This window comes from Serratia sp. CY33525, from assembly GCF_052169115.1.
GTDB classification, from domain to species: Bacteria; Pseudomonadota; Gammaproteobacteria; order Enterobacterales; family Enterobacteriaceae; genus Serratia; species Serratia sarumanii.
Genome location: NZ_JBJNLK010000004.1, coordinates 478,050 through 499,964 on the forward strand (window position 1 = coordinate 478,050; position 21,915 = coordinate 499,964).

27 protein-coding genes are annotated in these 21,915 nt (G+C 54.1%); 18 read left to right on the plus strand and 9 right to left on the minus strand.

The genetic code is table 11. From position 1 onward, the window contains the following. The first annotated feature begins 14 nt into the window (after positions 1-14). From ACJ8IM_RS13740 to ACJ8IM_RS13765, 6 genes are all read left to right on the plus strand, one after another. Positions 15-1,196, plus strand: a complete 1,182-nt coding sequence (locus ACJ8IM_RS13740; RefSeq protein ID WP_033654260.1) for an efflux RND transporter periplasmic adaptor subunit — start codon at positions 15-17, stop codon at positions 1,194-1,196. Continuing rightward, a complete protein-coding gene (locus ACJ8IM_RS13745; protein ID WP_033654145.1) occupies positions 1,193-3,130 on the plus strand; it encodes a MacB family efflux pump subunit in 1,938 nt (645 codons plus the stop codon). Before ACJ8IM_RS13740 ends, ACJ8IM_RS13745 begins: the two co-directional genes overlap by 4 nt. A 3-nt stretch (positions 3,131-3,133) precedes the next feature. After that, the gene (locus ACJ8IM_RS13750; RefSeq protein WP_101455811.1) at positions 3,134-4,501 is read left to right on the plus strand and encodes a TolC family protein; all 1,368 of its coding nucleotides are present in this window, start codon (positions 3,134-3,136) and stop codon (positions 4,499-4,501) included. A 417-nt stretch (positions 4,502-4,918) separates the two neighbouring features. Next, positions 4,919-6,421: a glycine betaine/L-proline transporter ProP gene (gene proP / locus ACJ8IM_RS13755; protein WP_033638006.1), complete on the plus strand. Its 1,503-nt coding sequence runs from the start codon at positions 4,919-4,921 to the stop codon at positions 6,419-6,421. Positions 6,422-6,561: 140 nt separating this feature from the next. Next, the gene (locus ACJ8IM_RS13760) at positions 6,562-6,699 is read left to right on the plus strand and encodes a hypothetical protein (protein ID WP_162062229.1); all 138 of its coding nucleotides are present in this window, start codon (positions 6,562-6,564) and stop codon (positions 6,697-6,699) included. 91 nt (positions 6,700-6,790) lie between these two features. Beyond that, positions 6,791-7,060, plus strand: coding sequence for a hypothetical protein (locus ACJ8IM_RS13765; protein WP_033646469.1), 270 nt, complete (start codon positions 6,791-6,793; stop codon positions 7,058-7,060). Positions 7,061-7,127: 67 nt separating this feature from the next. Here ACJ8IM_RS13765 and ACJ8IM_RS13770 read toward each other — a convergent pair whose 3' ends face one another. The 3 genes from ACJ8IM_RS13770 to ACJ8IM_RS13780 all read right to left on the minus strand — a co-directional run bounded on the left by ACJ8IM_RS13770 (position 7,128) and on the right by ACJ8IM_RS13780 (position 8,520). Further along, positions 7,128-7,679, minus strand: a complete 552-nt coding sequence (locus ACJ8IM_RS13770) for a hypothetical protein (RefSeq protein WP_033638004.1) — start codon at positions 7,677-7,679, stop codon at positions 7,128-7,130. Then, positions 7,645-7,926, minus strand: coding sequence for a hypothetical protein (locus tag ACJ8IM_RS13775; protein WP_033638003.1), 282 nt, complete (start codon positions 7,924-7,926; stop codon positions 7,645-7,647). Before ACJ8IM_RS13775 ends, ACJ8IM_RS13770 begins: the two co-directional genes overlap by 35 nt. Positions 7,927-8,067: 141 nt before the next feature. After that, the gene (locus ACJ8IM_RS13780; protein WP_101455810.1) at positions 8,068-8,520 is read right to left on the minus strand and encodes a PaaI family thioesterase; all 453 of its coding nucleotides are present in this window, start codon (positions 8,518-8,520) and stop codon (positions 8,068-8,070) included. Positions 8,521-8,751: 231 nt separating this feature from the next. Here ACJ8IM_RS13780 and ACJ8IM_RS13785 point away from each other — a divergent pair, with 231 nt between their 5' ends. Beyond that, the gene (locus ACJ8IM_RS13785; protein WP_033646470.1) at positions 8,752-10,092 is read left to right on the plus strand and encodes an anaerobic C4-dicarboxylate transporter; all 1,341 of its coding nucleotides are present in this window, start codon (positions 8,752-8,754) and stop codon (positions 10,090-10,092) included. Between the two features lie 303 nt (positions 10,093-10,395). On the opposite strand, the gene ACJ8IM_RS13790 is transcribed toward ACJ8IM_RS13785, so the two are convergent. Genes ACJ8IM_RS13790 through ACJ8IM_RS13800 form a run of 3 tightly spaced genes read right to left on the minus strand, consistent with a single transcriptional unit; the run spans position 10,396 to position 12,219 of the window. Continuing rightward, on the minus strand, positions 10,396-11,442 hold the full coding sequence (locus ACJ8IM_RS13790) for a phage integrase (protein WP_049232984.1): 1,047 nt from the start codon (positions 11,440-11,442) through the stop codon (positions 10,396-10,398). Beyond that, positions 11,432-11,854: a hypothetical protein gene (locus ACJ8IM_RS13795; RefSeq protein ID WP_223182211.1), complete on the minus strand. Its 423-nt coding sequence runs from the start codon at positions 11,852-11,854 to the stop codon at positions 11,432-11,434. Before ACJ8IM_RS13795 ends, ACJ8IM_RS13790 begins: the two co-directional genes overlap by 11 nt. After that, positions 11,851-12,219, minus strand: a complete 369-nt coding sequence (locus tag ACJ8IM_RS13800; protein WP_033654151.1) for a helix-turn-helix domain-containing protein — start codon at positions 12,217-12,219, stop codon at positions 11,851-11,853. The genes ACJ8IM_RS13795 and ACJ8IM_RS13800 overlap by 4 nt, the downstream gene beginning before the upstream one ends. A gap of 60 nt (positions 12,220-12,279) precedes the next feature. On the opposite strand from ACJ8IM_RS13800, the gene ACJ8IM_RS13805 reads away from it, so the two are divergent. From ACJ8IM_RS13805 to ACJ8IM_RS13855, 11 genes are all read left to right on the plus strand, one after another. Beyond that, the gene (locus ACJ8IM_RS13805; protein WP_033654152.1) at positions 12,280-12,471 is read left to right on the plus strand and encodes a hypothetical protein; all 192 of its coding nucleotides are present in this window, start codon (positions 12,280-12,282) and stop codon (positions 12,469-12,471) included. An 11-nt stretch (positions 12,472-12,482) separates the two neighbouring features. Further along, positions 12,483-12,686, plus strand: a complete 204-nt coding sequence (locus ACJ8IM_RS13810; protein WP_033654153.1) for a hypothetical protein — start codon at positions 12,483-12,485, stop codon at positions 12,684-12,686. A 9-nt stretch (positions 12,687-12,695) separates the two neighbouring features. Continuing rightward, positions 12,696-12,908, plus strand: a complete 213-nt coding sequence (locus ACJ8IM_RS13815) for a hypothetical protein (RefSeq protein ID WP_072008417.1) — start codon at positions 12,696-12,698, stop codon at positions 12,906-12,908. Next, a complete protein-coding gene (locus ACJ8IM_RS13820) occupies positions 12,905-13,177 on the plus strand; it encodes a hypothetical protein (protein ID WP_033654154.1) in 273 nt (90 codons plus the stop codon). Before ACJ8IM_RS13815 ends, ACJ8IM_RS13820 begins: the two co-directional genes overlap by 4 nt. Before the next feature lie 287 nt (positions 13,178-13,464). Then, positions 13,465-13,662, plus strand: coding sequence for a hypothetical protein (locus ACJ8IM_RS13825; RefSeq protein ID WP_033654155.1), 198 nt, complete (start codon positions 13,465-13,467; stop codon positions 13,660-13,662). A gap of 146 nt (positions 13,663-13,808) precedes the next feature. Continuing rightward, on the plus strand, positions 13,809-14,027 hold the full coding sequence (locus ACJ8IM_RS13830; RefSeq protein WP_033654156.1) for a TraR/DksA family transcriptional regulator: 219 nt from the start codon (positions 13,809-13,811) through the stop codon (positions 14,025-14,027). Positions 14,028-14,030: 3 nt separating this feature from the next. Beyond that, on the plus strand, positions 14,031-14,852 hold the full coding sequence (locus tag ACJ8IM_RS13835; RefSeq protein ID WP_033654157.1) for a Dam family site-specific DNA-(adenine-N6)-methyltransferase: 822 nt from the start codon (positions 14,031-14,033) through the stop codon (positions 14,850-14,852). Then, positions 14,849-15,118: a DUF3850 domain-containing protein gene (locus tag ACJ8IM_RS13840; RefSeq protein WP_033654158.1), complete on the plus strand. Its 270-nt coding sequence runs from the start codon at positions 14,849-14,851 to the stop codon at positions 15,116-15,118. Before ACJ8IM_RS13835 ends, ACJ8IM_RS13840 begins: the two co-directional genes overlap by 4 nt. Continuing rightward, on the plus strand, positions 15,112-16,029 hold the full coding sequence (locus ACJ8IM_RS13845) for a DNA cytosine methyltransferase (RefSeq protein WP_033654159.1): 918 nt from the start codon (positions 15,112-15,114) through the stop codon (positions 16,027-16,029). Before ACJ8IM_RS13840 ends, ACJ8IM_RS13845 begins: the two co-directional genes overlap by 7 nt. 38 nt (positions 16,030-16,067) lie before the next feature. Then, on the plus strand, positions 16,068-18,554 hold the full coding sequence (locus tag ACJ8IM_RS13850) for a replication endonuclease (RefSeq protein ID WP_080289910.1): 2,487 nt from the start codon (positions 16,068-16,070) through the stop codon (positions 18,552-18,554). A gap of 1 nt (position 18,555) precedes the next feature. Next, entirely contained in the window at positions 18,556-18,900 is a 345-nt protein-coding gene (locus ACJ8IM_RS13855) for a hypothetical protein (protein ID WP_033654160.1), read from the plus strand. Positions 18,901-18,969: 69 nt separating this feature from the next. Here ACJ8IM_RS13855 and ACJ8IM_RS13860 read toward each other — a convergent pair whose 3' ends face one another. Genes ACJ8IM_RS13860 through ACJ8IM_RS13870 form a run of 3 tightly spaced genes read right to left on the minus strand, consistent with a single transcriptional unit; the run spans position 18,970 to position 21,720 of the window. Continuing rightward, on the minus strand, positions 18,970-19,647 hold the full coding sequence (locus tag ACJ8IM_RS13860) for a hypothetical protein (RefSeq protein ID WP_033654161.1): 678 nt from the start codon (positions 19,645-19,647) through the stop codon (positions 18,970-18,972). A 1-nt stretch (position 19,648) separates the two neighbouring features. Continuing rightward, entirely contained in the window at positions 19,649-20,722 is a 1,074-nt protein-coding gene (locus ACJ8IM_RS13865) for a hypothetical protein (RefSeq protein ID WP_223182212.1), read from the minus strand. Then, positions 20,719-21,720, minus strand: coding sequence for a hypothetical protein (locus ACJ8IM_RS13870; RefSeq protein WP_033654162.1), 1,002 nt, complete (start codon positions 21,718-21,720; stop codon positions 20,719-20,721). The genes ACJ8IM_RS13865 and ACJ8IM_RS13870 overlap by 4 nt, the downstream gene beginning before the upstream one ends. Between the last annotated feature and the right edge of the window lie 195 nt (positions 21,721-21,915).

The window sequence follows — 21,915 nt, forward strand, 5'->3', positions numbered from 1 at the left end:
TGGGCATGACTTCACTGAAACTCACCCCCCGTCGTCTGGCGTTGATCGCCGTCATCATTTTCATCTGCGTCGCCATCGCGCTGGCCCTCTATTGGCAACGCCCGCCGCAGCAGGATTACGTTACCGCAACGGCCCGCCTGGGCGATATCGAGAACGCCGTGCTGGCCACCGGGCGACTGGATGCCGTCGAACGCGTTAACGTCGGTGCGCGGGTCTCCGGTGAAGTGAAATCGCTGAAGGTCAAACTGGGCGATCGCGTCACCAAAGGGCAACCGATCGCCGACATCGACGATCTGCAACAGCGCAACGATCTGCGCAACGCCGAGGCGGCGCTGAACGTCATCAAGGCCGAACTGCAGGCCAAACAGGCGCAGCTGAAACAGGCCGAGTCGCGTTTCAAACGCCAGCGCCGCATGCTGAACGACGAAGCCAGCTCGCGGGAGGACTTCGAAACCGCCGAAGCCACGCTCGCCACCACCCGCGCCGAGCAGCTTTCGCTCAATGCCCGCCTGGTGCAGGCGCAGATTGAAGTCGACAAGAAAAAAATCGATCTGGGCTATACCCGCGTGGTCGCGCCGATGGACGGCATCGTCATCGCCGTGGTTACGCAGCAGGGGCAAACGGTCAACTCCAGCCAAAGTGCGCCGACCATCGTCAAGCTGGCGCGGCTGGATATGATGACCATCAAGGCGCAGATCTCCGAAGCCGACATCACCCGCATTTCACCGGGGCAAAAGGCGTACTTCACTATTTTTTCCGATCCGGATAAACGCTACGACGCCACGCTGCGCACCATCGAACTGGCGCCGGAATCGGTAATGAAAGACGACTCGCTCGCCGGCGCCAGCTCCGCCTCCGGTTCCGGCACCTCGAACGCGTCGGTCTATTACAACGCGCTGCTGGACGTGCCCAACCCGGAAAACCGCCTGCGCATCGCCATGACCGCGCAGGTGTCCTTGCTGCTCGGCGAAGCGAAGCACACCCTGCTGGTGCCGATCCAGGCAGTGCATAAAATCGATGGCAAAGAGCAGCAGGTGCAGGTGCTGACCCAAGACCAGCGGCTGGAAACGCGCAAAGTGACCACCGGCATCACCAACAACGTCGACATTCAGATCCTCAGCGGCCTGAAAGCCGGTGAAACCGTGGTGCTGTCACAGCCCGCCGCCAAGCCGGCTGAGGATGGCATCTTCCTGTGAACGCGATCATCGAGCTAAAAGGCATCAGCCGAACCTACACCAACGGCGGCCAGGCGCTGACGGTGTTGAAAGACATCGATTTGACCATCGCCGCCGGCGAACTGGTGGCGATCATCGGCGCCTCCGGTTCCGGCAAATCGACGCTGATGAACATCATGGGCTGCCTCGACGTGCCGGATCGCGGCGACTACTACATCAGCGGCCAGAACGCCGCCCACCTGTCGCCGGACGAACTGGCCCGCCTGCGCCGCGAGCATATCGGCTTTATCTTCCAGCGTTACCACCTGATGCCCGATCTCAGCGCGCTGGGCAACGTTGAGATTCCGGCCATCTACGCCAACGCCCGGCGCGATCAGCGGCGGCAGCGAGCGGCGCAACTGCTGGCGCGGTTGGGCCTGGAGGGGCGCGAAGACCACAAGCCCGGCCAGCTTTCCGGCGGCCAGCAGCAGCGCGTCAGCATCGCGCGCTCGCTGATCAACGGCGGCGAAATTATCCTGGCGGACGAACCGACCGGCGCGCTGGACACCCAATCCGGCCAGGAAGTGCTGGCGATCCTCAGCGAGCTGAACCAACGCGGCCACACCGTGGTGATCGTCACCCACGATATGAAAGTGGCGCAACATGCGCAGCGCGTCATCGAACTGCAAGACGGCAAAATCATCGCTGACAGCGGCCGCCAATCGGCACCCGCCGTCGCGCTACCGCGGCCGAACCGCAGCCGACAAAGCGGCTGGCAAAGTCTTATCGACCGCACCCGCGAGTCGCTGCACATGGCGCTGAAGGCGATGAACGCCCACCGCCTGCGCACCGCGTTGACCATGACCGGCATTATCTTCGGCATCGCCGCCGTGGTCACGGTGGTGGCGCTGGGCGAAGGCGCCAAACAGCGCACGCTGGAGAATATCAAGGGGCTCGGCACCAACGTGGTGAGCATCTATCCGGGGCGTGACTTCTTCGACGACGCCATCGACAGCATCCGCACCCTGGTGCCGGCCGATGCCGACGCGCTGGCGCAGCAAAGCTTCGTCGACAGCGTCAGCCCGGAAGTCAGCGCGTCCGACAGCATCCGTTTTCGCAGCAAATCCGCCACCGCGTCAATCACCGGCGTCGGCCGCGACTATTTCCGCGTCAACGGCATCACGCTGGTGCAAGGCGCCACCTTCCGCGACGATCGCAACGCGCTGCAGGAAGTGATCATCGACGACAATGCGCGCCAGGCGCTGTTCGGCGATTTCGGCGTCGAGCCGCTCGGCCAGATCGTGTTTCTCGGCTCGGTGCCGGCACGGGTGGTCGGCGTCGCCAAAAGCGAACACAGCTACGCGCCCAACCGCATCAGCGTTTGGATGCCCTACAGCACGGTGATGTACCGTATGGTCGGCAAAACCACGCTCAGCGGCATCACCGTGCGCTTGAAGGATGATGTCGCCAGCGAAGCCGCCGTCAGCGCCATCACGCAGTTGCTGACTCAGCGCCATGGCGTAAAAGATTTCATGACGTTCAACCGCGATCAGTTCCGTAAATCGATCGAGCGCACCTCGATGACGCTCAGTTTGCTGATCCTGATGGTGGCCTCGATCTCGCTGGTGATCGGCAGCCTGGGCGTGATGAACATCATGCTGGTCTCGGTGACCGAGCGCACCCATGAGATCGGCGTGCGCATGGCGGTCGGCGCAAGGCGCGGCGACATCATGCAACAGTTCATGATCGAGGCGGTGCTGGTCTGTTTGATCGGCGGCGCATTGGGCATCGCGCTGTCGTTCGCCGCCGGGTCGCTGTTCACCTCGCTGGCGGGCGGCATGTTCACCGCCATCTATTCCTGGCAAGCCGCCGCGACGGCGTTTTTCTGTTCAACCTTAATCGGCATGATCTTCGGTTATCTCCCCGCCCGCAAAGCGGCAAGGATGGATCCGGTCGTTTCATTGGCCAGCGAGTAACCCATGAAAATTTTATCTCCCCTGGCGTTAAGCCTCGCCGCCCTGCTCACCGCCGGCTGCGGCAATGCCCTGAAAAGCGACTACCGGGCGCCGCAGGTCAACTATCCGACGAGCTGGCAGCACGCCGCCGACAATGCCGCGCCGACGCCGTTCGACTGGCGCGATTTCCACGATCCCGAGCTCGATCGCTGGCTGCAACAGGTGACGGCCAGCAACAACGATCTGGCCGTCGCCGTGCTGCGCGTCTACCGTGCGCGGCTCGAGGCGGAACGCGTCGGCATCAGCACCGCCCCCGACGTCAACGCCTCGTTGAACAGCGGCATCAATCGCCCGCTGTCGGAGTCCTCCGCCTGGAATAAAACCAGCGGCGCGACGCTCTCTACGAGCTATGAAGTCGACCTTTGGGGCAAACTGGCGCGCCAGCGCGATGCCGCCGAGTGGGCCAGCCAGGCTTCCGCGCAGGATCTGCAGACGGCGCGCCTGACGCTGCTGGCCAACGCCGCCACGAATTACTGGCGCATCGGCTTCCTCAATCAGCAGATCGGCGTCAGCCAGGCGAGCATCGCCTACGCCAAACAGACGCTGCGGCTGGCCAACGCCCGCTACCGGGCCGGCAGCATCTCGGCGCTGGACGTGGTGAACGCGGAACAGAACGTGCTGACGCAGGAAAGCCGGCTGCTGGCGTTGCAACACGATCGTCAACAGGCGCTGAATGAACAGGCGGTGCTGCTGGGCGCGCCTACAGGCCAGGCCACCATCGCGCCCGCACGCCTGCCGACGACGGCGATGCCGCAGATCAACACCGGCATTCCCGCCAGCGTCTTGAGCCGGCGCCCGGATCTCAGCGCCAAAGAGCTGCGGTTGCGCGCCGCCCTGGCCAACGTCGACGAGAAACGTCTGCAGTACTATCCCGCGTTCAGCCTGACCGGTTCGCTGGGCGCCAGCAGCAGCGCGCTGCTGGAGTTCCTGCGCAACCCGACGGGCAGCCTCGGTGCCGGCCTGACGCTGCCGTTCCTGCAATGGCGGCAAATGGGGGTGGATATCAAGATCGCCCGTAACGACTACGAACAGCAGGTGCTGGAATTCAGGCAGGCGCTGTACAAGGCGATGGGCGATGTGAACAACGCCCTGTCGCTGCGCGCACAGCTGCGGGCGCAAGAGACGCAGCTGCAGGCCTCGCTGGCATTGGCGCGCAAATCGGAGCGGCTGAACGAGGTGCGTTACCGGCAGGGCGCCGTCACCATTACCGACTGGCTAAATGCTCAGGAGCAGCGCCGTCAGGCGGAACTGGCGGTGGACGAGAACCGCTTCGCGCAGTACCAGAACCTGGCGAAAATTTATCTGGAATTCGGCGGTTCGTCGGCACCCTAAACCAAACAGCCTGGCCATCCTCCGGCCAGGTGATTTTTTAGCGGTGAACACATCAATTTTTCCTGTTTTATCTCCCGTACTCTCTATACTTCAAACATTCCTAATCAGACGAAAAACCGTCAAATCGCACAATTATTAGACCATTCTCGCACCAAATCGGTGCAAACACTTAAGTTAAACTGCTGGATTTGATCGACGCAAGATATAACGTTAAGCTATAGATGCAAAATAATTAGTCACCTAAATGACATAACCTTGGCATAAACGACGATATTTTGTGATCCACATCCCAACTTAAATGTGGATAATGAATCGTCTTGAACCGCGATTCGATTAGCCGATTTGATAACTCGAAAACAACAGTGAACGGAGATTACGCTTTCACGAACAACGAATAATTCATTAAGGGATGATTATATGAAGTTAAGAAAAAAACGACATAAACCGATGCACATTAACGACATCACCATCATCGATGACAGCAAACTCAAGAAGGCGATCACCGCGGCGGCCCTGGGCAACGCGATGGAGTGGTTCGACTTCGGCGTATACGGCTTTGTCGCCTATGCGCTTGGCCAGGTCTTCTTCCCCGGCGCCTCTCCCGGCGTGCAAATGATCGCCGCGCTGGCGACCTTCTCCGTGCCCTTCCTGGTGCGTCCGCTCGGCGGCCTGTTCTTCGGCGCCATGGGCGACAAGTTCGGTCGCCAGAAAGTGCTCTCGATCACCATTATCATTATGGCGGTCAGCACCTTCTGTATCGGCCTGATCCCGTCCTATGCGTCGATCGGCATCTGGGCGCCGATCCTGCTGCTGCTGGCCAAACTGGCGCAGGGCTTCTCCGTCGGCGGTGAATATTCCGGTGCGGCAATTTTCGTCGCCGAATACTCGCCGGATCGCAAACGCGGTTTTATGGGTAGCTGGTTAGACTTCGGCTCCATCGCCGGCTTTGTGATGGGTGCAGGCGTGGTGGTGCTGATCTCCAGCATCGTCGGCGAAGCCAACTTCCTCGACTGGGGCTGGCGTATCCCGTTCTTCATCGCCGCACCGCTGGGCCTGATCGGTCTCTATCTGCGCCATGCGCTGGAAGAAACCCCGGCGTTCCAGCAGCACGTGGACAAGATGGAAAAAGATGACCGCAACGCCATCGAAAATCCGCCGAAAACCTCGTTCAAAGAGATCGCGGCCAAACACTGGAAAAGTTTGCTGGTGTGCGTCGGTATCGTCATCTCCACCAACGTGACCTATTACATGCTGCTGACCTACATGCCGAGCTACCTGTCGCATAACCTGCACTACTCGGAAGATCACGGCGTTCTGATCATCATCGCCATCATGATCGGCATGCTGTTCGTACAGCCGGTAATCGGCCTGACCAGCGACCGCATCGGCCGTAAGCCGTTCATTATCGGCGGCAGCATCGGCCTGTTGGCGCTGGCGATCCCGTGCTTCATTCTGATCAACAGCAACGTGATTGGCCTGATCTTCGTCGGTCTGCTGGTGCTGGCGGTGCTGCTCAACTCCTTCACCGGGGTGATGGCCTCGATTCTGCCGGCGATGTTCCCGACGCACATCCGTTACAGCGCGCTGGCGATTTCGTTCAACATTTCGGTGCTGATCGCCGGTGCGACGCCGACCGCCGCCGCCTGGCTGGTCGAAGCGACCGGCAACCTGTACATGCCGGCCTACTACCTGATGGTTGTGGCGGTGATCGGTCTTATCACCGGTCTGTACATGAAAGAAACCGCCAACAAGCCGCTGCGCGGCGCGACGCCGGCCGCTTCGGATCGCTCAGAAGCGAAAGAGCTGCTGCAGGAGACCTACGACAACATCGAACAGAAAGTCGAGGACATCAACGCGCAGATCGCCGAATTGGAAAAGAAAAAGCAGATCCTGATCGACCAGCATCCCAAGCTGGATTGATCGGCGCGAAAACACAAAGGCCACCCGTTTGGGTGGCTTTTTTACTTTGATTTCAAAAGGAATAATGCGCAGCGCATTTTATGGCAAGCGGGATTGGTGGCACGCTTTGCCGCACACCTTTATTAATGAAGAACATAATCATGAGCACGATGGACCTTTCCATCATCATCGGCATCCTGGTTATGCTCGCCCTGTGGCTTGGCGCACTCTTCAACATCGGTGATATCACCTTGAGCATTTCACGTCTGTTCCACTGGATTGAAAGCCAACGCGGCTAACCCCATGCCGACGGCGGAAAACATCGGCTATGATTGAAAGACCTTACCGCCATTTTCCGAGACTGTCGCTCGCGATAAAGAGGACCGCATCATGACCGACTATGCGTTCTACAATCAGATCCTGACCCGGCTGGCCGCCAATCACCCCGGCACGCTGGATGAAAAAACCTATGAACTGTGGAAACAAGACGCCACCAGCCCGCACGCCTTCGCCGATCCCTTCGCCTATCTCAAAACCAAGGGCCTGATACAGGCCTATGTGATGAGCGACATCGACGAGAACAACTATGATATCGACCCGCATCAAACGCGGATCACCGCCGCCGGTCTCGAGTTCATTCGCAACGGCGGGTTCAAATAAGGGGGATACCCGCCAACAAAAAACCGCCAGACGGCGGTTTTTTTACTCTAAAAGCGGGCGAACCGGCTCAGGCGGGGAAAGGCCGGTAAAAAATGCGCAGCACTTCGTTGTCACCCTGGCGTAAAAAACCGCCTTCCGGCTGCCAGCGCAGATCGCGCGCCAGATTGAGATTTTCCCAGCCGACCGCGCCCCCCACGCCGATGCAAAGATTTTTATTGCCGGCGGCAAAGCCTGCACCGGTGCCGATCATGGCATGCAGCAAACGGGGCGCCGTCGCGTCACGCAGGGAAAATATGCCGATAAAACATCCCTGCGGCGCGCGCAACATATCGGCCATGGTGCGGATCTCGGTATCGTCCGGGCTGACGAAATGTTTGTATTGCTTATCGAACACCGTCTGCCACAGCTGCTTGTATTTCGCCTTGCTGAGCGCGCCTGAACGGTGGGCGCACAGCACCACCGCATCCCAGCACATCTCCCCGCTCAGCGAAAGATACTCTTCCGTATCGGCTTGCGGCTTGTCGGCGTAATGCCGCGCAAATTCAGCCGCATTCAAATGCGGCGGCACGGCCTGTTTGGCAACGTCACTCTTGTAGCGTTTGAAATTCAACCAATGCATGGGAAGTATCCTCTTCATCCGCTAGATTTATGAAGCTGAAGCCGTGGACGAGACGAGCCATCAAATCCAGGGCGTCGTCGGCGATGGCCGTTTCGTCGTCATTCAACCCCTGTTCCACCGACCGCTCAATCGCGTTCATCACCGCCGGAGCGCTGGTTTCCTCCCCCTGCGCCACCACGTCTAATACGGCTTTGCCGATCGCCAGACAAAGCTCATGATCAAACTCAACCTCTTTATACGGCTGCATAATCACTCCGATAAATTTTTACCCAAGAATACTAGACCACAATGGCGTATCGCGCCTGTCATCGTAACGTAGCAATCTATGCAGCCGAAGAGAAATGCATCGGGCCCCGGGTTGATAGCCCGAAGCCCGATAACGAGCGAGTTATTGCGGTGCTTGTTCGGTGGGGCGAATGATAAAACAAGTGGCGGTTGCCGAAGCCAGCAGCTTCCCTCCTGCCGTTTTGAGCGTGCCTTCAGCGAAAGCGACGTGCTTCGCCGCATAGACCAGACGCCCCTCGGCGATCAGGTCACTCTCCTTCGGCACAGGGCGCAGCATTTTTACCTGCAGATCGACGGTGCCGTAACCTACGCCTGCGCCCAGCGTACTGTGCACCGCGCAACCGGTCACCGAGTCCAATACCGTGGCGGCAAAGCCGCCATGTACGCCACCCAGCGGATTCAGATGGCGCCCGTCTGCCCGCGCCACGATGCGGATATACCCTTCTTCCACCGCAACCGGCTTCATGGGCACGGTTTCAGCGATCGAGGCCGCTGGGATCTTGCCGGCCATTGCAGCCTGTAACAGCGCCAGCCCGGTCATTTTTGTCGGGTCCATGGTTTTCTCCTCGGATCAGTAAACCTTTCATATAGTAGAGGTCTGACCTGTTGGCTTGCTTTTTCGTGCTGGTGGCTTCTTCCCCCTTGATTCACTGAGTGTGAGCACCATCACTCTTTAGCGTTAATAACCACAATTTTTTAGCGCCTTTAGATTTAAAACAACTTTCTGTTGTAACCGCCGCCGGAAACTGAACGCAGTTAAGTTCAACATTATTAAGGCGCATCTATCATGGATTTCTTTCTGCAATTAGCGGTTATATTGGCATGCCTGCTGTATGGGGCGCGCAAGGGCGGCATTGCGCTGGGGTTACTGGGCGGTATCGGGTTGATGATCCTGGTGTTCGGCTTTCACCTGCAGCCCGGCAAACCACCGGTAGACGTAATGCTGGTGATCATCGCGGTGGTGGCGGCCTCCGCCACCCTGCAGGCCTCTGGCGGGCTGGACGTGATGCTGCAAATCGCCGAACGGATGCTGCGGCGCAACCCACGTTACGTCTCGATCATCGCACCGTTCGTGACCTGCATTCTCACTATTCTGTGCGGCACCGGGCACGTGGTGTACACCATCTTGCCGATCATTTATGACGTGGCGATCAAAAATAACATCCGCCCGGAACGGCCGATGGCGGCCAGTTCGATCGGCGCGCAGATGGGCATTATCGCCAGCCCGGTTTCGGTAGCGGTCGTTTCACTGGTGGCGATGCTCAGCAGCTATACCTTCAATGGCCGCCATCTGGAATTCCTCGATCTGCTGTCGATCACCATTCCTTCCACCCTGTGCGGCATTCTGGCGATCGGCATCTTCAGCTGGTTCCGCGGCAAAGACCTGGACAAAGATCCGGAGTTCCAGAAATTCATCTCGGTGCCGGAGAACCATCGCTACGTCTATGGCGATGCCGCCACCTTGCTGGACCGGGTGCTGCCACGCAGCAACTGGATCGCCATGTGGATTTTCCTCGCTACCATCGCCCTGGTGGCGGTGCTGGGGGCATTTTCCGAGCTGCGGCCCAGCTTCGGCGGCAAGCCGCTCTCCATGGTCCTGGTGATCCAGATGTGCATGTTGATGGCCGGGGCGCTGATCGTCATCATCACCCGCACCAACCCGGCGTCTATCTCTAAAAACGAAGTGTTCCGCTCCGGCATGATCGCCATTGTGGCGGTGTATGGCGTCGCCTGGATGGCGGAAACCATGTTCGGCGCGCACCTGGCGCAGATCGAAGCTACCCTGGGCGTGCTGGTGAAAGAGTACCCTTGGGCCTATGCGCTGATCCTGCTGCTGGTGTCGAAATTCGTCAACTCGCAGGCCGCCGCGCTGGCGGCACTGGTGCCGGTGGCGCTGGCGATCGGCGTCAACCCGGCCTATATCGTCGCTTCGGCGCCGGCCTGCTACGGCTATTACATTCTGCCAACCTATCCCAGCGATCTGGCAGCGATCCAGTTCGACCGCTCCGGCACCACCCGCATCGGCCGCTTCGTGATCAACCACAGCTTTATTCTGCCCGGCCTGATCGGCGTTAGCGTCTCCTGCGTCTTCGGCTGGATCCTCGCTGCGGCGTTCGGTTTCTTATGATTGGTACTGCGGAGCCCTGCGGGGCTCCCTGCAAGCAGGATGACAATCCATGGGCATGGGGTATGACAAAAAAGGGAAGAATACAGGTGTAACGCGAATTTCAGGCACAAAAAAACCGCCTCTCGGCGGTCTACGACATTACTACTTATTGCTTTGATTATTCGGTATTTTCGTTCCCTGGTACCCGGGGCGGGACTTGAACCCGCACAGCCATAAGCCGAGGGATTTTAAAAAGCTAGTATATGCTTTTCATTTCAATAAGTTAAGTTTAATCAGTAGGTTAAAAATGTGCATCGTTGAGCATTATGACGCGTTGTGCGCTTCTGCTGCCATTAATTCAGGCCCGTTTTCGCCAGAAATTTTATCAAATGGATTCAGTGTCAAAGCTGCCTCAAGGTGATCGGGGGCGAAGTGTGCATATCGCATTGTCATCATGATCGTGCTGTGACCGAGTATCTGTTGAAGCACCAAAATATTGCCGCCCCCCATCATGAAATGGCTTGCGAACGTGTGCCGCAGAACGTGAGTACGCTGACCCGTTGGTAGCTCGATACCCGCCCGTTTAAGCGCGTGCTTAAACGCATCATAAGATGTGCTGAAAAGTGCACCACGCGTTTTCGGCAGCAAATCCTGCAACCGTTTTGATATTGGAACTGTTCTGTTTTTATTGCTTTTCGTGTTGATGAAAGACACGCGGCCAGGTAGAACCTGAGATTGCCGCATTGATTCAGCCTCACCCCAGCGCGCACCGGTTGCTAAACAGAGACGAACAATGATACCCAGGCTTTTATTATCCGACTCGTCACAGGCTGCCAGCAGGCGCTTAATTTCATCGGGGTAAAGGAAAGATAATTCCTGATCACCCTCCTTAAATTGACGAATGCCATCCAGGGGGTTGTTGCCTTCCCATTCACCCAATCGCTTCAACTCGGAAAACACTGCGTGCAGATATGATTGCTCTCGGTTTACCGTTGCCTCTTTAATGGCTTTGCGCCCCTTTGCCAGCCATTCACCAGCTAGCCGGCGTTCACGGTATACAGCAAACATATTCTTATCGACTTCATGCGCTAACGGATCGCCAAGGCGCTCGCAGATAGCTTGAAGCTTCGAAAGCCGAGACTCTCCGGACGTCAACGTTTTGCCGTGCATGTCATACCAGCGCTGGATTAGATCGGCTAATTTGACCGCACCATCCCCAACTTCAACAGCTTTCTTATTTGCCAAAAGGCGGCGCTCATAAGAAAGTGCCTCCCCTTTGGTGGCGAACTGCTTTCTAATGCGCTTTCCATCACGTCCGTAAGGGAAGCACTGGCATAACCATTTGCCTGATGGAAGTTTGCTAACTGCCATTAGTATTTACCCACTTCATCATGATCATGAGCATCATCGCTGTCGATTTAACGGTTTGGTTAGCGAACATCTTTTCATTTTCCGCCTTATTCGGTTCTGGCTTAAAAGCGGAATCTAATTGTTTTACTAACTCAGCCGCATAAGGCTTGAAATCATCAACCGATTTCATTTTTCGGCTTATGTCATCTGATAATAAATTTTTGCTGTATAGCCCTGCAATAAAGTCAGCACAGGTTGCAAGTTTATTTTGCTGTGATGCTTTTTGCCACGTGAGAGCGTTAGCCTCATGCAGTGTTCCGCCTTGATACCAACTGTTAGCAAATGCAGCGTTTGAACCAATCGCCATAATTGCCAAGAAAACAAAGAAACCATATTTAAAAAAATATGCTGTCCGAGCATTAATTAATTTCATTGTCCCTCTACCTTTTTATTTGGTTTTGAATGCGCGAACGAATCGCCAACCGCCTGTATATTTAACCGTGCCGAGTCATCCATTGCTCGATAGTTATCAACTAGCTTTTGTTCTTCTGTTGATATATTTGATTCGGGGGTTTTAACCCCGGTCAATATATAGGCAACGTCTATCCCAAAATGGCTGTTAAGCAGCGCAAGAGTAACGGCGTCGGGCATGGTTTCCCCTCTCTCGTATTTACCCCAGGTGCGGGTAGATATGCCAAATGTGGAGGCGATGGACTCTTGGCTGTTACCTGATTTTTCCCTTTCTTCGCGCAGACGGCTACCGATCAGGAACAATAATTCCTCTTTCCCGGTTGACATAGGAATATTTCTTCCTTAGATTGTGTTGTACAGGAACTTAGTGGATCACAATATAACACTATGAAACAAGCCAATCATGCGCCGCGCTCACGTTTGCCTGGCGGAATTGCTGCAAAAAACCCGATCCCTATGCGCTTATCAGATGCAGAGCGCGCGGAGTTAGAAGCCATCGCAGCAAAAGAAAGTCGTTCGATTTCAAGCATGGCGCGCCTGGTGTATCTGCGCGGCATTGAATCCATCCAGGCGGAATGACGGGGTAAATCATGGCGAACACCACGATAAACATCACCGTTCCTACAGGTTATGTCGCTCTGGAAGCATACGCCGAAATGACGAAAATCCCGATCGGCACCTGCCGGCGGATGGTTAGGGACGGCCGGATAATCATTCGTCCGAAAGCGAACCCAAAGGACAAGATCGAGGTAAACCTTGTCGCCATGCTGAAAGACGCAATAGCCAACAGTTGAGGCAGAAACATGCAACCAATTGAACACGCTATAACCAAAATAAGCCGCAATTCTTCACGCTATCGCGGCTTTGTTATCACTTATCGTCCGCGCACTATCGTTAACCCAATAGCCAGATATGAAGTAAGCCAAGGCGATCAGTCTTATGGCTTATTCGATGCGCAAACACAGGCGACCGGCTATATCGACCAACTTTACTCACAGCACCAGGCGGCAGCATGAAACAAGCATATATCACCTTAGTGGGCGACCTTCTGGCGCAGTACCACGCCAAAGCCAACAACATCAACGCCGCCACGGCCATCGCGCCAGCTGTACGCGCTGTTTCACTGAACGATTACGCATTCCGTCTGTGCATCGGCCTAACTGGCCTGCTGAGTACGGCAGAAGCCGCCGGCCACGCCCCGGACGCCGCCGTTATCGACAGTCTGATCATCCGCTGCAACAACGGCGATATTCCTCACCCGCGAGCGGTTGAACAGTCAGCCTGAGCCGGGAAAGCCCGGCCCTATCTGAGAGCGCACCCTCCCATCAACGTGTGGGGGATTGGCGTCCGGGGTGTGCTCCCAGATAGGTAATGAAATCCGGTTGCGTCCTTACAAAAGAATGGGCTGCTTAGATCGGGCGATTACCTTCTCATGCGCCGGGCATGGCTAAAACCCGGCATATATTTCAGTGGGCACATTCAGCGCTTACTGAAATATATCCACCACCCGAAATAAAAAAATGCCGCCTTTTTGGTGGCGGGTTTCCTACATCCTGAATTCAGGGGGTTTTTATGAACGAAGCCGAATTAATGAAGTTGCTTGCGGATGCCCGCTGCGTTTCACGGCTGCAACTTCTGGAGTTGTTGAGCACGAGGATTGAACGCCTTGAGGCCGACAACGCCACCCGCGATCAAATCCTTTCCATGCTGAAAAGCTGGATTTCTGCCCGCCAAAAGATCGGCACTCAACAAGAAGGTGCCGCGAAATGAACACCTTCATTGCTGTAATCGCCGTCTGGTTTGTCCTCGCCTTTGCGGTCGTGGGTTGGTTCGCATACCGCCAGTGCAGATGCTGCCGGGAGTTTAATCAACAGTGCATGCCGCCTGAATTGCGCAATTACGACTAAGGACGCCCAATGGCCGATCAAATCGACATGGCACAGGAACGGCATCAGCTAATCCTTGACGCCCAAATCAAAAACGCCCGCCCGCAACCTTGCGGGCCTTCTGCATTTCACTGCGAAGAATGCGGAGCACCCATCCCTGAGCAGCGCCGCCGCCTGATTCATGGCGTCAGCACCTGCGTGCACTGCCAGGCCACCAGAGAAGCAAAATCACGTCATTTCAAGGGGTAAACCATGACCAGAACAGCCCTTAAGTGGCTGGGCAGCAAGGCCGGCATCATTGGCACCTTGCGCCAGCATCTGCCAGCCGGTAAGCGACTGGTTGAACCGTTCGTCGGCAGCGGCGCAGTGTTTCTCAACACCGACTATGAAAGCTATTTGCTGTGCGATATCAACAGCGATCTGATCAACTTCCACAACGTCGCCAAAAACCTGCCGGACGTCTTGATCCGCGAAGCACGCAACTTGTTCAGGGAGCACGCCAGCGAGGCCGGATATTACGCTGTACGCGCCGATTTTAATCTTCGCTGCGACAGTAATTTCCTGTACCGCGCTGCGCAGTTCCTTTACCTGAACCGCCACGGTTTCAATGGCGTTTGCCGCTACAACCTGCGCGGCGAGTTTAATGTGCCGTTCGGTCATCGAAAAGCGCCCTATTTCCCCGAAGACGAGATCCGAGCTTTCTCTGAAAAGGCGCAGGCCACAAAGGCGATTTTCCTGTGCTGCGCATTCCAGGAAGCGATCAGGATGGCACAGGCCGGCGACGTGATTTATTGCGATCCGCCCTACATCCCGGCCAGCGCCACCGCCAATTTCACCAGCTACCACACCGACGGCTTTACCAGCGAACAGCAGAGAAAGCTGGCGCGCATGCTGCGCATTGCGGCAAAACGCGGCCGCCACGTCGTAGCCTCGAACAGCGAAACCGACGCCGCGCGGGAGCTGTATTCCGATTTCACCATCACCACCGCCACCGCACGCCGTTCTGTCAGCGCCAAAGCTACCAGCCGCGCAACAGCTGGCGAGATCATCGCAACTTTGAAGGCAACAGCATGAAAAAACACGAACTAAAGATCCTGCCGGAGCATTTCGCGGCAGTAGTCAGCGGTGAAAAGAAAGCAGAGTTTCGCATCAACGATCGGGGCTATTCCGTCGGCGATCTGCTGTGCCTGTTCGAATACGGATGGCTGAAGGATTGCGATGGTCTTGAAGGATTTTCAGGTCAGCACGTTTGGGTGCGAATCACCCATGTTACCGATTTACACCCGTGGAAACCGGGTTATGTCATGTTGAGCATCGAACGAGGGCCATTCAAATGCTGAAAGTGAGCGATCTCTTTGCCGGCCTGGGTGGTTCATCTACCGGAGCAAAAATGGCAGGTGCTGACGTGGTTTGGGCTGGTAATCACTGGCCCGCCGCCGTCGAAGCCCATAAGGCGAATCATCCCGGCACAATCCACGTTTGCCAAGACCTGCACCAGGCTGACTGGTCAATGATGCCTCAGCACGATCTGATGATGGCCTCACCGTGCTGCCAAGGCCACAGCAAAGCACGCGGCAAGAAGGCAGGAAACCCGCAGCACGACGCCAGCCGTTCCACGGCCTGGGCGGTGGTATCTGCTGCCGAATTCCACAGAATGCCGAAAGTCATCATCGAAAACGTGCCGGAGTTCCTTCAGTGGGGGCTTTACCCAGCATGGGAAGCGGCGATGCAAGCCCTGGGATATTCTCTTGCGCCGCACATCGTGGATTGTGCTGATCTTGGTGTTCCGCAAAACCGCGTGCGACTGTTCATTATCTGCACCCGTAGCAAAAACCCACTGTTCCTGAAGTTACCAAAAATGCCGCATGTGCCGGCCAGCACCTTTATCGACTTCGACGCCGGCAAATGGCAGCCGATTGAAAAACCGGGGCGCGCAGCTGCAACGCTGGAGCGCGTTAAAAATGGCCGCGCACAGTTCGGTGATCGTTTCCTTTTCAGCTACTACGGCAACACCAAAACAGGCCGCTCTCTTTCCCGTCCGATTGGCACGATCACCACGCGCGATCGCTGGGCGGTTGTCGACGGCGATCGCATGCGCATTTTGACCCGCGACGAAAACTTGCTGGCTATGACGTTCCCGGAGGACTACATCAAACCGCCATCGCACAAGCTATGCGTACACATGGGAGGAAACGCTGTTCCACCGAAAGCCATGTGTGAAATTATCACTGCGTTGGAAGCGCAAGCGTGAATAAAGCGTCACGCGGCCGCTATGAACCATCACCGCCGTTGCCATACCCTGGCAGCGGCGCGCCTGCTTTTGAATGGGCCTTTCCGTGGAACGCCCCACGCCCGGCGATCGATGCACCTGTAGACCTGCTGGCAGAAAGCCAAAAACAGACCGAAGAACAGATCGCCGCCACCCTGCGCGCGTATCATCTGCTTGAGCAGCAGCCGCAACTGATCCAGCGCGATGTGCGTTACCACATCAGCCAGCTGGAAGAATCCCATGGCATCCGCCGGGGCAATGCGTACTTGACGAAAAACTTTGTCGAGCGCGTATTGCCACGGCTTGATCTCGTCAACGAGAAATACCGCATTCCAGAAAATAACATCGACGCCGATCTATGCCAGCGGTTCAATCGGTTGCCAGATGCCAGCCGCGCCGACGTCGAGCTGTTGGCCAAGGATATCGCGATCACCATCAAGCGCGAGTTAAGCGTTATCGATGATGATTCCGGCAGTGCTTCAGAGTTCCTGAGCGTGTTGGAGCTATACCTGGGCGCTGCCGCCCTGACCCGCCGATTCAAACAGACCCCGCCGCTGTGGGATACCTATCAGTCTGACAGCGAAAAAATGACGGTCGAGAATACCGGGCCGGCGGTGCGGCGCATGCTGTCAGAAAACTGGTGGCTGCGCCGCCTACGCCGGCATGCTGACCGATGGAAAGAGCACTTGCATATCGCGATCGGCCACGTCAGCAAGAAGGCGACGCCATACGCCAGCCGGCCAACCGTCGGAGACTGGCGGGAGCAGAAGCGGCGCACGCGCGAATTTCTCAAGTCGATGGAACTGGAAGACGACGAGGGCAACCGCATTTCGCTGATCGACAAATACGATCACAGCGTGGCGAACCCGGCGATCCGCCGTTGCGAGCTGATGGCGCGCATCCGCGGCTTTGAGAATATCTGTAATGAAATGGGCTTTGTGGGAGAGTTTTACACCCTGACGGCCCCTTCTCGCTTCCACGCCACCAACAAGCACGGCCACCGCAATAAAAAATGGCGCGGAGCCAGCCCGGACGAAACGCAGCGCTACCTGCGCGGCGTCTGGGAGCGCGCCCGCGCCAAGCTGCACCGCGAAGACATTCGAATTTTTGGGATCCGCGTGGCCGAGCCGCATGCCGACGGTACGCCGCATTGGCATATGTTGCTGTTCATGCGTCCTGAAGCCGTGGAACAGGTGCGCAGTATTCTGCGCAGCTACGCCTGCGAGGAAGACGCCGGCGAGCTGTACAGCGAGCGCACCAGAAAGGCCCGCTTCCACGCTGAAGCCATCGATCCGGAGAAAGGCAGCGCAACCGGCTACATCGCCAAATACATCAGCAAAAACATCGACGGTTACGCGCTAGACGGTGAGCTTGACGACGACAGCGGCAAAGAGCTGAAGGAAGTCGCCCCGGCCGTGTCTGCCTGGGCGGCCCGCTGGCGTATTCGTCAGTTTCAGTTTATCGGCGGCGCGCCGGTAACGGTTTATCGTGAGTTGCGCCGCATGGCCGATCATGAAACCGCCGTCGGCCTGAGCGTCGAATTCGCTGCCGTGCACGATGCTGCCGACTGCGGGAAGTGGGCGGAGTACGTCAACGCCCAGGGCGGGCCGTTTGTCCGTCGCGATGATCTGGTCGTGCGCACCTACTACGAGCCGGCAGAAACACCGAACGATTATGGCGAAGACGTGATCCGGATCCGTGGGGTGTTCTCTCCGCCTGTCGGCATCGACACGCCAATCATCACCCGCACGACAGAATGGAAGTTTGTGCCAGCGCGTGCCGTTGACCTGGCCGTTGACCTTAAGGGCGCGCCTGCGCCCTCTCGGAGTTCTGTCAATAACTGTACGGCATCGCCGGAAAGGTTGAAAAACAAACAGCCACCGGAACCACCGCCACCACCTGAAAACCTCAATTTTGAGCAATTAACCGACAAAGAACGGCGGTTGTTGCTCCGGCGGATACGCAGCACATCGCCAGAAAAAGTGAAAAACCCATACGCGGCAGTCGCCGAGGGCTTCGCCTTGCCTGATGAGGGAGATTATCTGCCCCAAATCCGGGCAAAACAGCCAGATCCAGACAGCCTGGCACGCTGGCGAGAACAGATTCACCAGGAACAGCAGCAGCGTGCGCTGGCGTATTTCTACCTGGGCGACATTCAGGATGCGGCAGTTGACAGACCGGCGGGCGCAAGCGAGGGGATCGGCACGATTCGCCGACCACTCAGCCCGCAGGAACGCCGAATAGAAAGCTTTGCTGAGTCGATAGGCTTCAACCTGGATGCCAGCATTTTGAAGGCGGCGGCCAAAGGGGCAACGGTGATCGTTGACGGCAAGCGATATAGAGCGCGGGCTGACGGTTGCTTGTTCCTGCAACCGACACCAGCAGCCACACCAAGCGCGCTGACTCGCCTTACTGCGCTATGGAAACGGCAGGTATCCGAGAAGGAAAGGCTTGTCGGCAATCATTTGAGAAGAGAAGCGGCAAAACAACAGGAATCGGAGGAATAGTATGACCACATCAGCAGAACGTAAACGCAGCCAGCGCCAACGCGACAAGGCCAACGGCATCAGCACGATCACTCTGCGTGTCGATAGCCAGGAAATGGCGATGATCCTAGAAGGTTGCCAGCAGCGCCGGATCGCGAGGGAACCTTACGAGGTGACGGAATACCTGATCGGCCTCATACGACAAGACAACAAGCTGTTGCACAAACAGCTGGCTGAGCTGCGTAAAAGTAGCTGTGGGAAATGCGGCGACACGTTACCGGGCGATCCGGGCGGGTGCTGCATGCAAGGAGATTCCAAATGTTGGCAAACTGAAGGTTATAAAAAATTAATGCTTTCAACGATATAACCATAAAAAATAAATTTCACTCAAGGGAGAGAGTAAACCTCTCCCTTGATCGGAGTGAAGTTTGGAGTATCATTTAAGGGCCAACTTCAATGTTTCAAATAACATATTTGAAACCTCCTTTTCATTTTTTATATCAATATTAGCCATCCCATTCCTAAATATCTTTACCCTTCCAGAGGTACCACTCATAGTTATTGAAAGGCTTGCTCTATCAACTCTAATTTTTTTTTCGGATAGTTCCTTCTCATAATAATACCGCAAATCCTTCGTGCTAGATATTTGCATTTTCGCCAGCGCATACTCAGAAACTTGCATCTGAGAAACATCAATTTGGTTAACCGACACCGAATGCTTCTCTCCAATTTTCTCAATCCATGAAAATGGTTCTACTATAACTTCCTCCAAACTAACACCGAGGCCGAGACTCTTAATAAGCGCATTGGCAAATGGACGTAGTGTACGTGGGGGATTAGTAATTACCGCAATAGGATAACTATCCTCATCAAAAGAAAACTCTGTTACTTTATACTCAATACGTTCAATCAGTGTATCCTCACCAAACAGTGACGGTATATTATCCTCGTAGAGGATTTTTTCAACAAATCTTCCATGTAAACAATTTTTCCTTACCTTCTCTAATAGAAAGCCTTTCCCTCGCTCTTCCGTATAAGGGTTTTTAGCAAGTTTCTCCGCCATTACAGACATGGGGAAAGGTGACTCTATTTTTATCCACTTTACTTTCCTCATATTAACTAGCCTCTACATTTTTTATAGTATTGTAGGCGTTTTCAGCTGAATTTTCAATCAATCGACTAATCTCTTTTTTTTCAATGTCACTAGCTGACCTTGTACCAAGATTATGTCGATCATTTCTGAAATTATTGATACCTTTTATGTTATATGAAAATTCACTGCATAAATCCGCATTTTTAAAGAACGCTTCAACCAATATTCGGTCACCATTTACTAACTCCGGCTTAGATGCCCAGGAAGCTCTACTTATGTAATATCCTTTCCTGTGCAACTCTGCAAAAATTGCCGAAGTGTCGACAGCCTCACCTTTCAATAAGACTTTTTTAACAAAACTTGTGTCAATCTCTGCATCTTTACCATCTTCATCTTCCGAATCTACAGACTTCATCCTATTGAGTTCGATGTTTGTCACATCATCAACTTCATAACCGTCTAAGCCCTCCATTAGCTCTTTAAAGAACTGACTTCTTAAAGATGGATTTGTAATAGCTTCAAGACTTAATTCGAATCGTTCTATAGGCTTGTTAGCAATAATAGACAATTCCTTTTGAATAAGTTCGATGACTTCCTTCGATTTCTCTGATTGTGGCATTCTAACTTCGACAGAATCACCATTAATAGCCAGATCAATAGAAATACTTCTATTGTCTATTTGCCTAAGCTCAGTTCGAGAAAGATCAACTTCTTGATAGCTCAATACAATAGATACAGAACCATCTTTTTTAGTTTGCACTTTCAAAGCCTGTGACTTAGCTGCATATTGTTTCTTTACAACATTCGCTGCCTGTGATATTTCAGCCTGTGAAACTGAAACATTAAGCCTCGCATACGTTTTACTTTCCTTTTTATCGTATGTTTGCACTAATTCTTTTATCTTTTCCAAATCAAGATAACAAAGGGGAAGTTTACACACTTCTTCTATTAACGCTTCTTTACCCAACTCTTCTGATACAAGTATGCCTTTAGTAAAAAGAAGCTCATGTAATATTTTAGCCGTGACTCGCTTATGATGCAGAGCATCAAATATATTTTTATCAGTTGCATAATATATGTTGCTATTTTTCATCATCGTTGCTCCATGCCGATTTTTTCTAAACTATAGTTTGTAACTGTATTAGCTATAAGATCAAATTCCATTTTACCAAACAACCTATCCTCCTCTCCCATCAACCAATGCGCACTGTATTTACGCTTAGCCCTTTCAAAATTATGTGGAGCATCTTCATGTGGGTTTATATAAGACATCCTTATTTTTATTTTTTTGCCTTGTGTCAAGATCTGAAAACTAGACAACATATCAAAAAAGTAAACAAACTCCTCAGAACTAGCTCCTGGTTGATTGTAATAGATCACATAGCCGTCTTCTTTTTCCTCTTTACCCCACATAAACTTATCGTGCTTAATTATTATATATGGTGAGGTAATCATTTCGATTGTAGCAGCAGTATCTGAATTTATCGGGTGCTTTATTCTTGTTAGGTTTAAATCCGGATAGTAATACAAAAAATTATCTGGATGCGGTAAAAAACCAGAACCAATTTGTGCTTTTATATCATAAGCAATATTAACAACATCAGAAATTTGATATGGATTAAGCATGTGAATCTTAGTATTTGGCGCGCACTTTACTTTTGCCATATCAACTTTCTTCATCACATCTTGATAGAAATCTTTGTCGTATAAATGGTCATGGTTGTATAAAAATAATAACCCTCTGACATTATACCCCTGCGAATCATCATCAACATATTTATTAAGCCACTCATCACTGGTATTGGCGCATTCAACAGCCAGGGAAAGTGAGGTTAATGCCGACTCGACAGTGCCTTTTTTGATAGAACCCTGTCCATAACTTTTCAAATCCGTATTCAAATAGACAAAATCTTCTTCATAGGGGTCTACATAGTAAAAAACGACGTCACTAGGATGGGTCGCCTTCTGATGAGATTCAGAACAGCAGTTATAATTCATGTCCTCCCTTGCAGCCCGCCTCCACTTAAAAACCGAGAAGATATCGTTGGAAACCTTGCTAGCTGTGCGCTGAATAGCGGCCATTTCTCCGCCCATAAGTCTTATCTCCTATAAAATCATTGCTTACTGTATAAAATTATAATGCTTTTCTTAACCTTTAATATTTACCTAGGGAAGGTGCGAACAAGTCCCTGATATGAGATCATGTTTGTCATCTGGAGCCATGGAACAGGGTTCATCATGAGTCATCAACTTACCTTCGCCGACAGTGAATTCAGCAGTAAGCGCCGT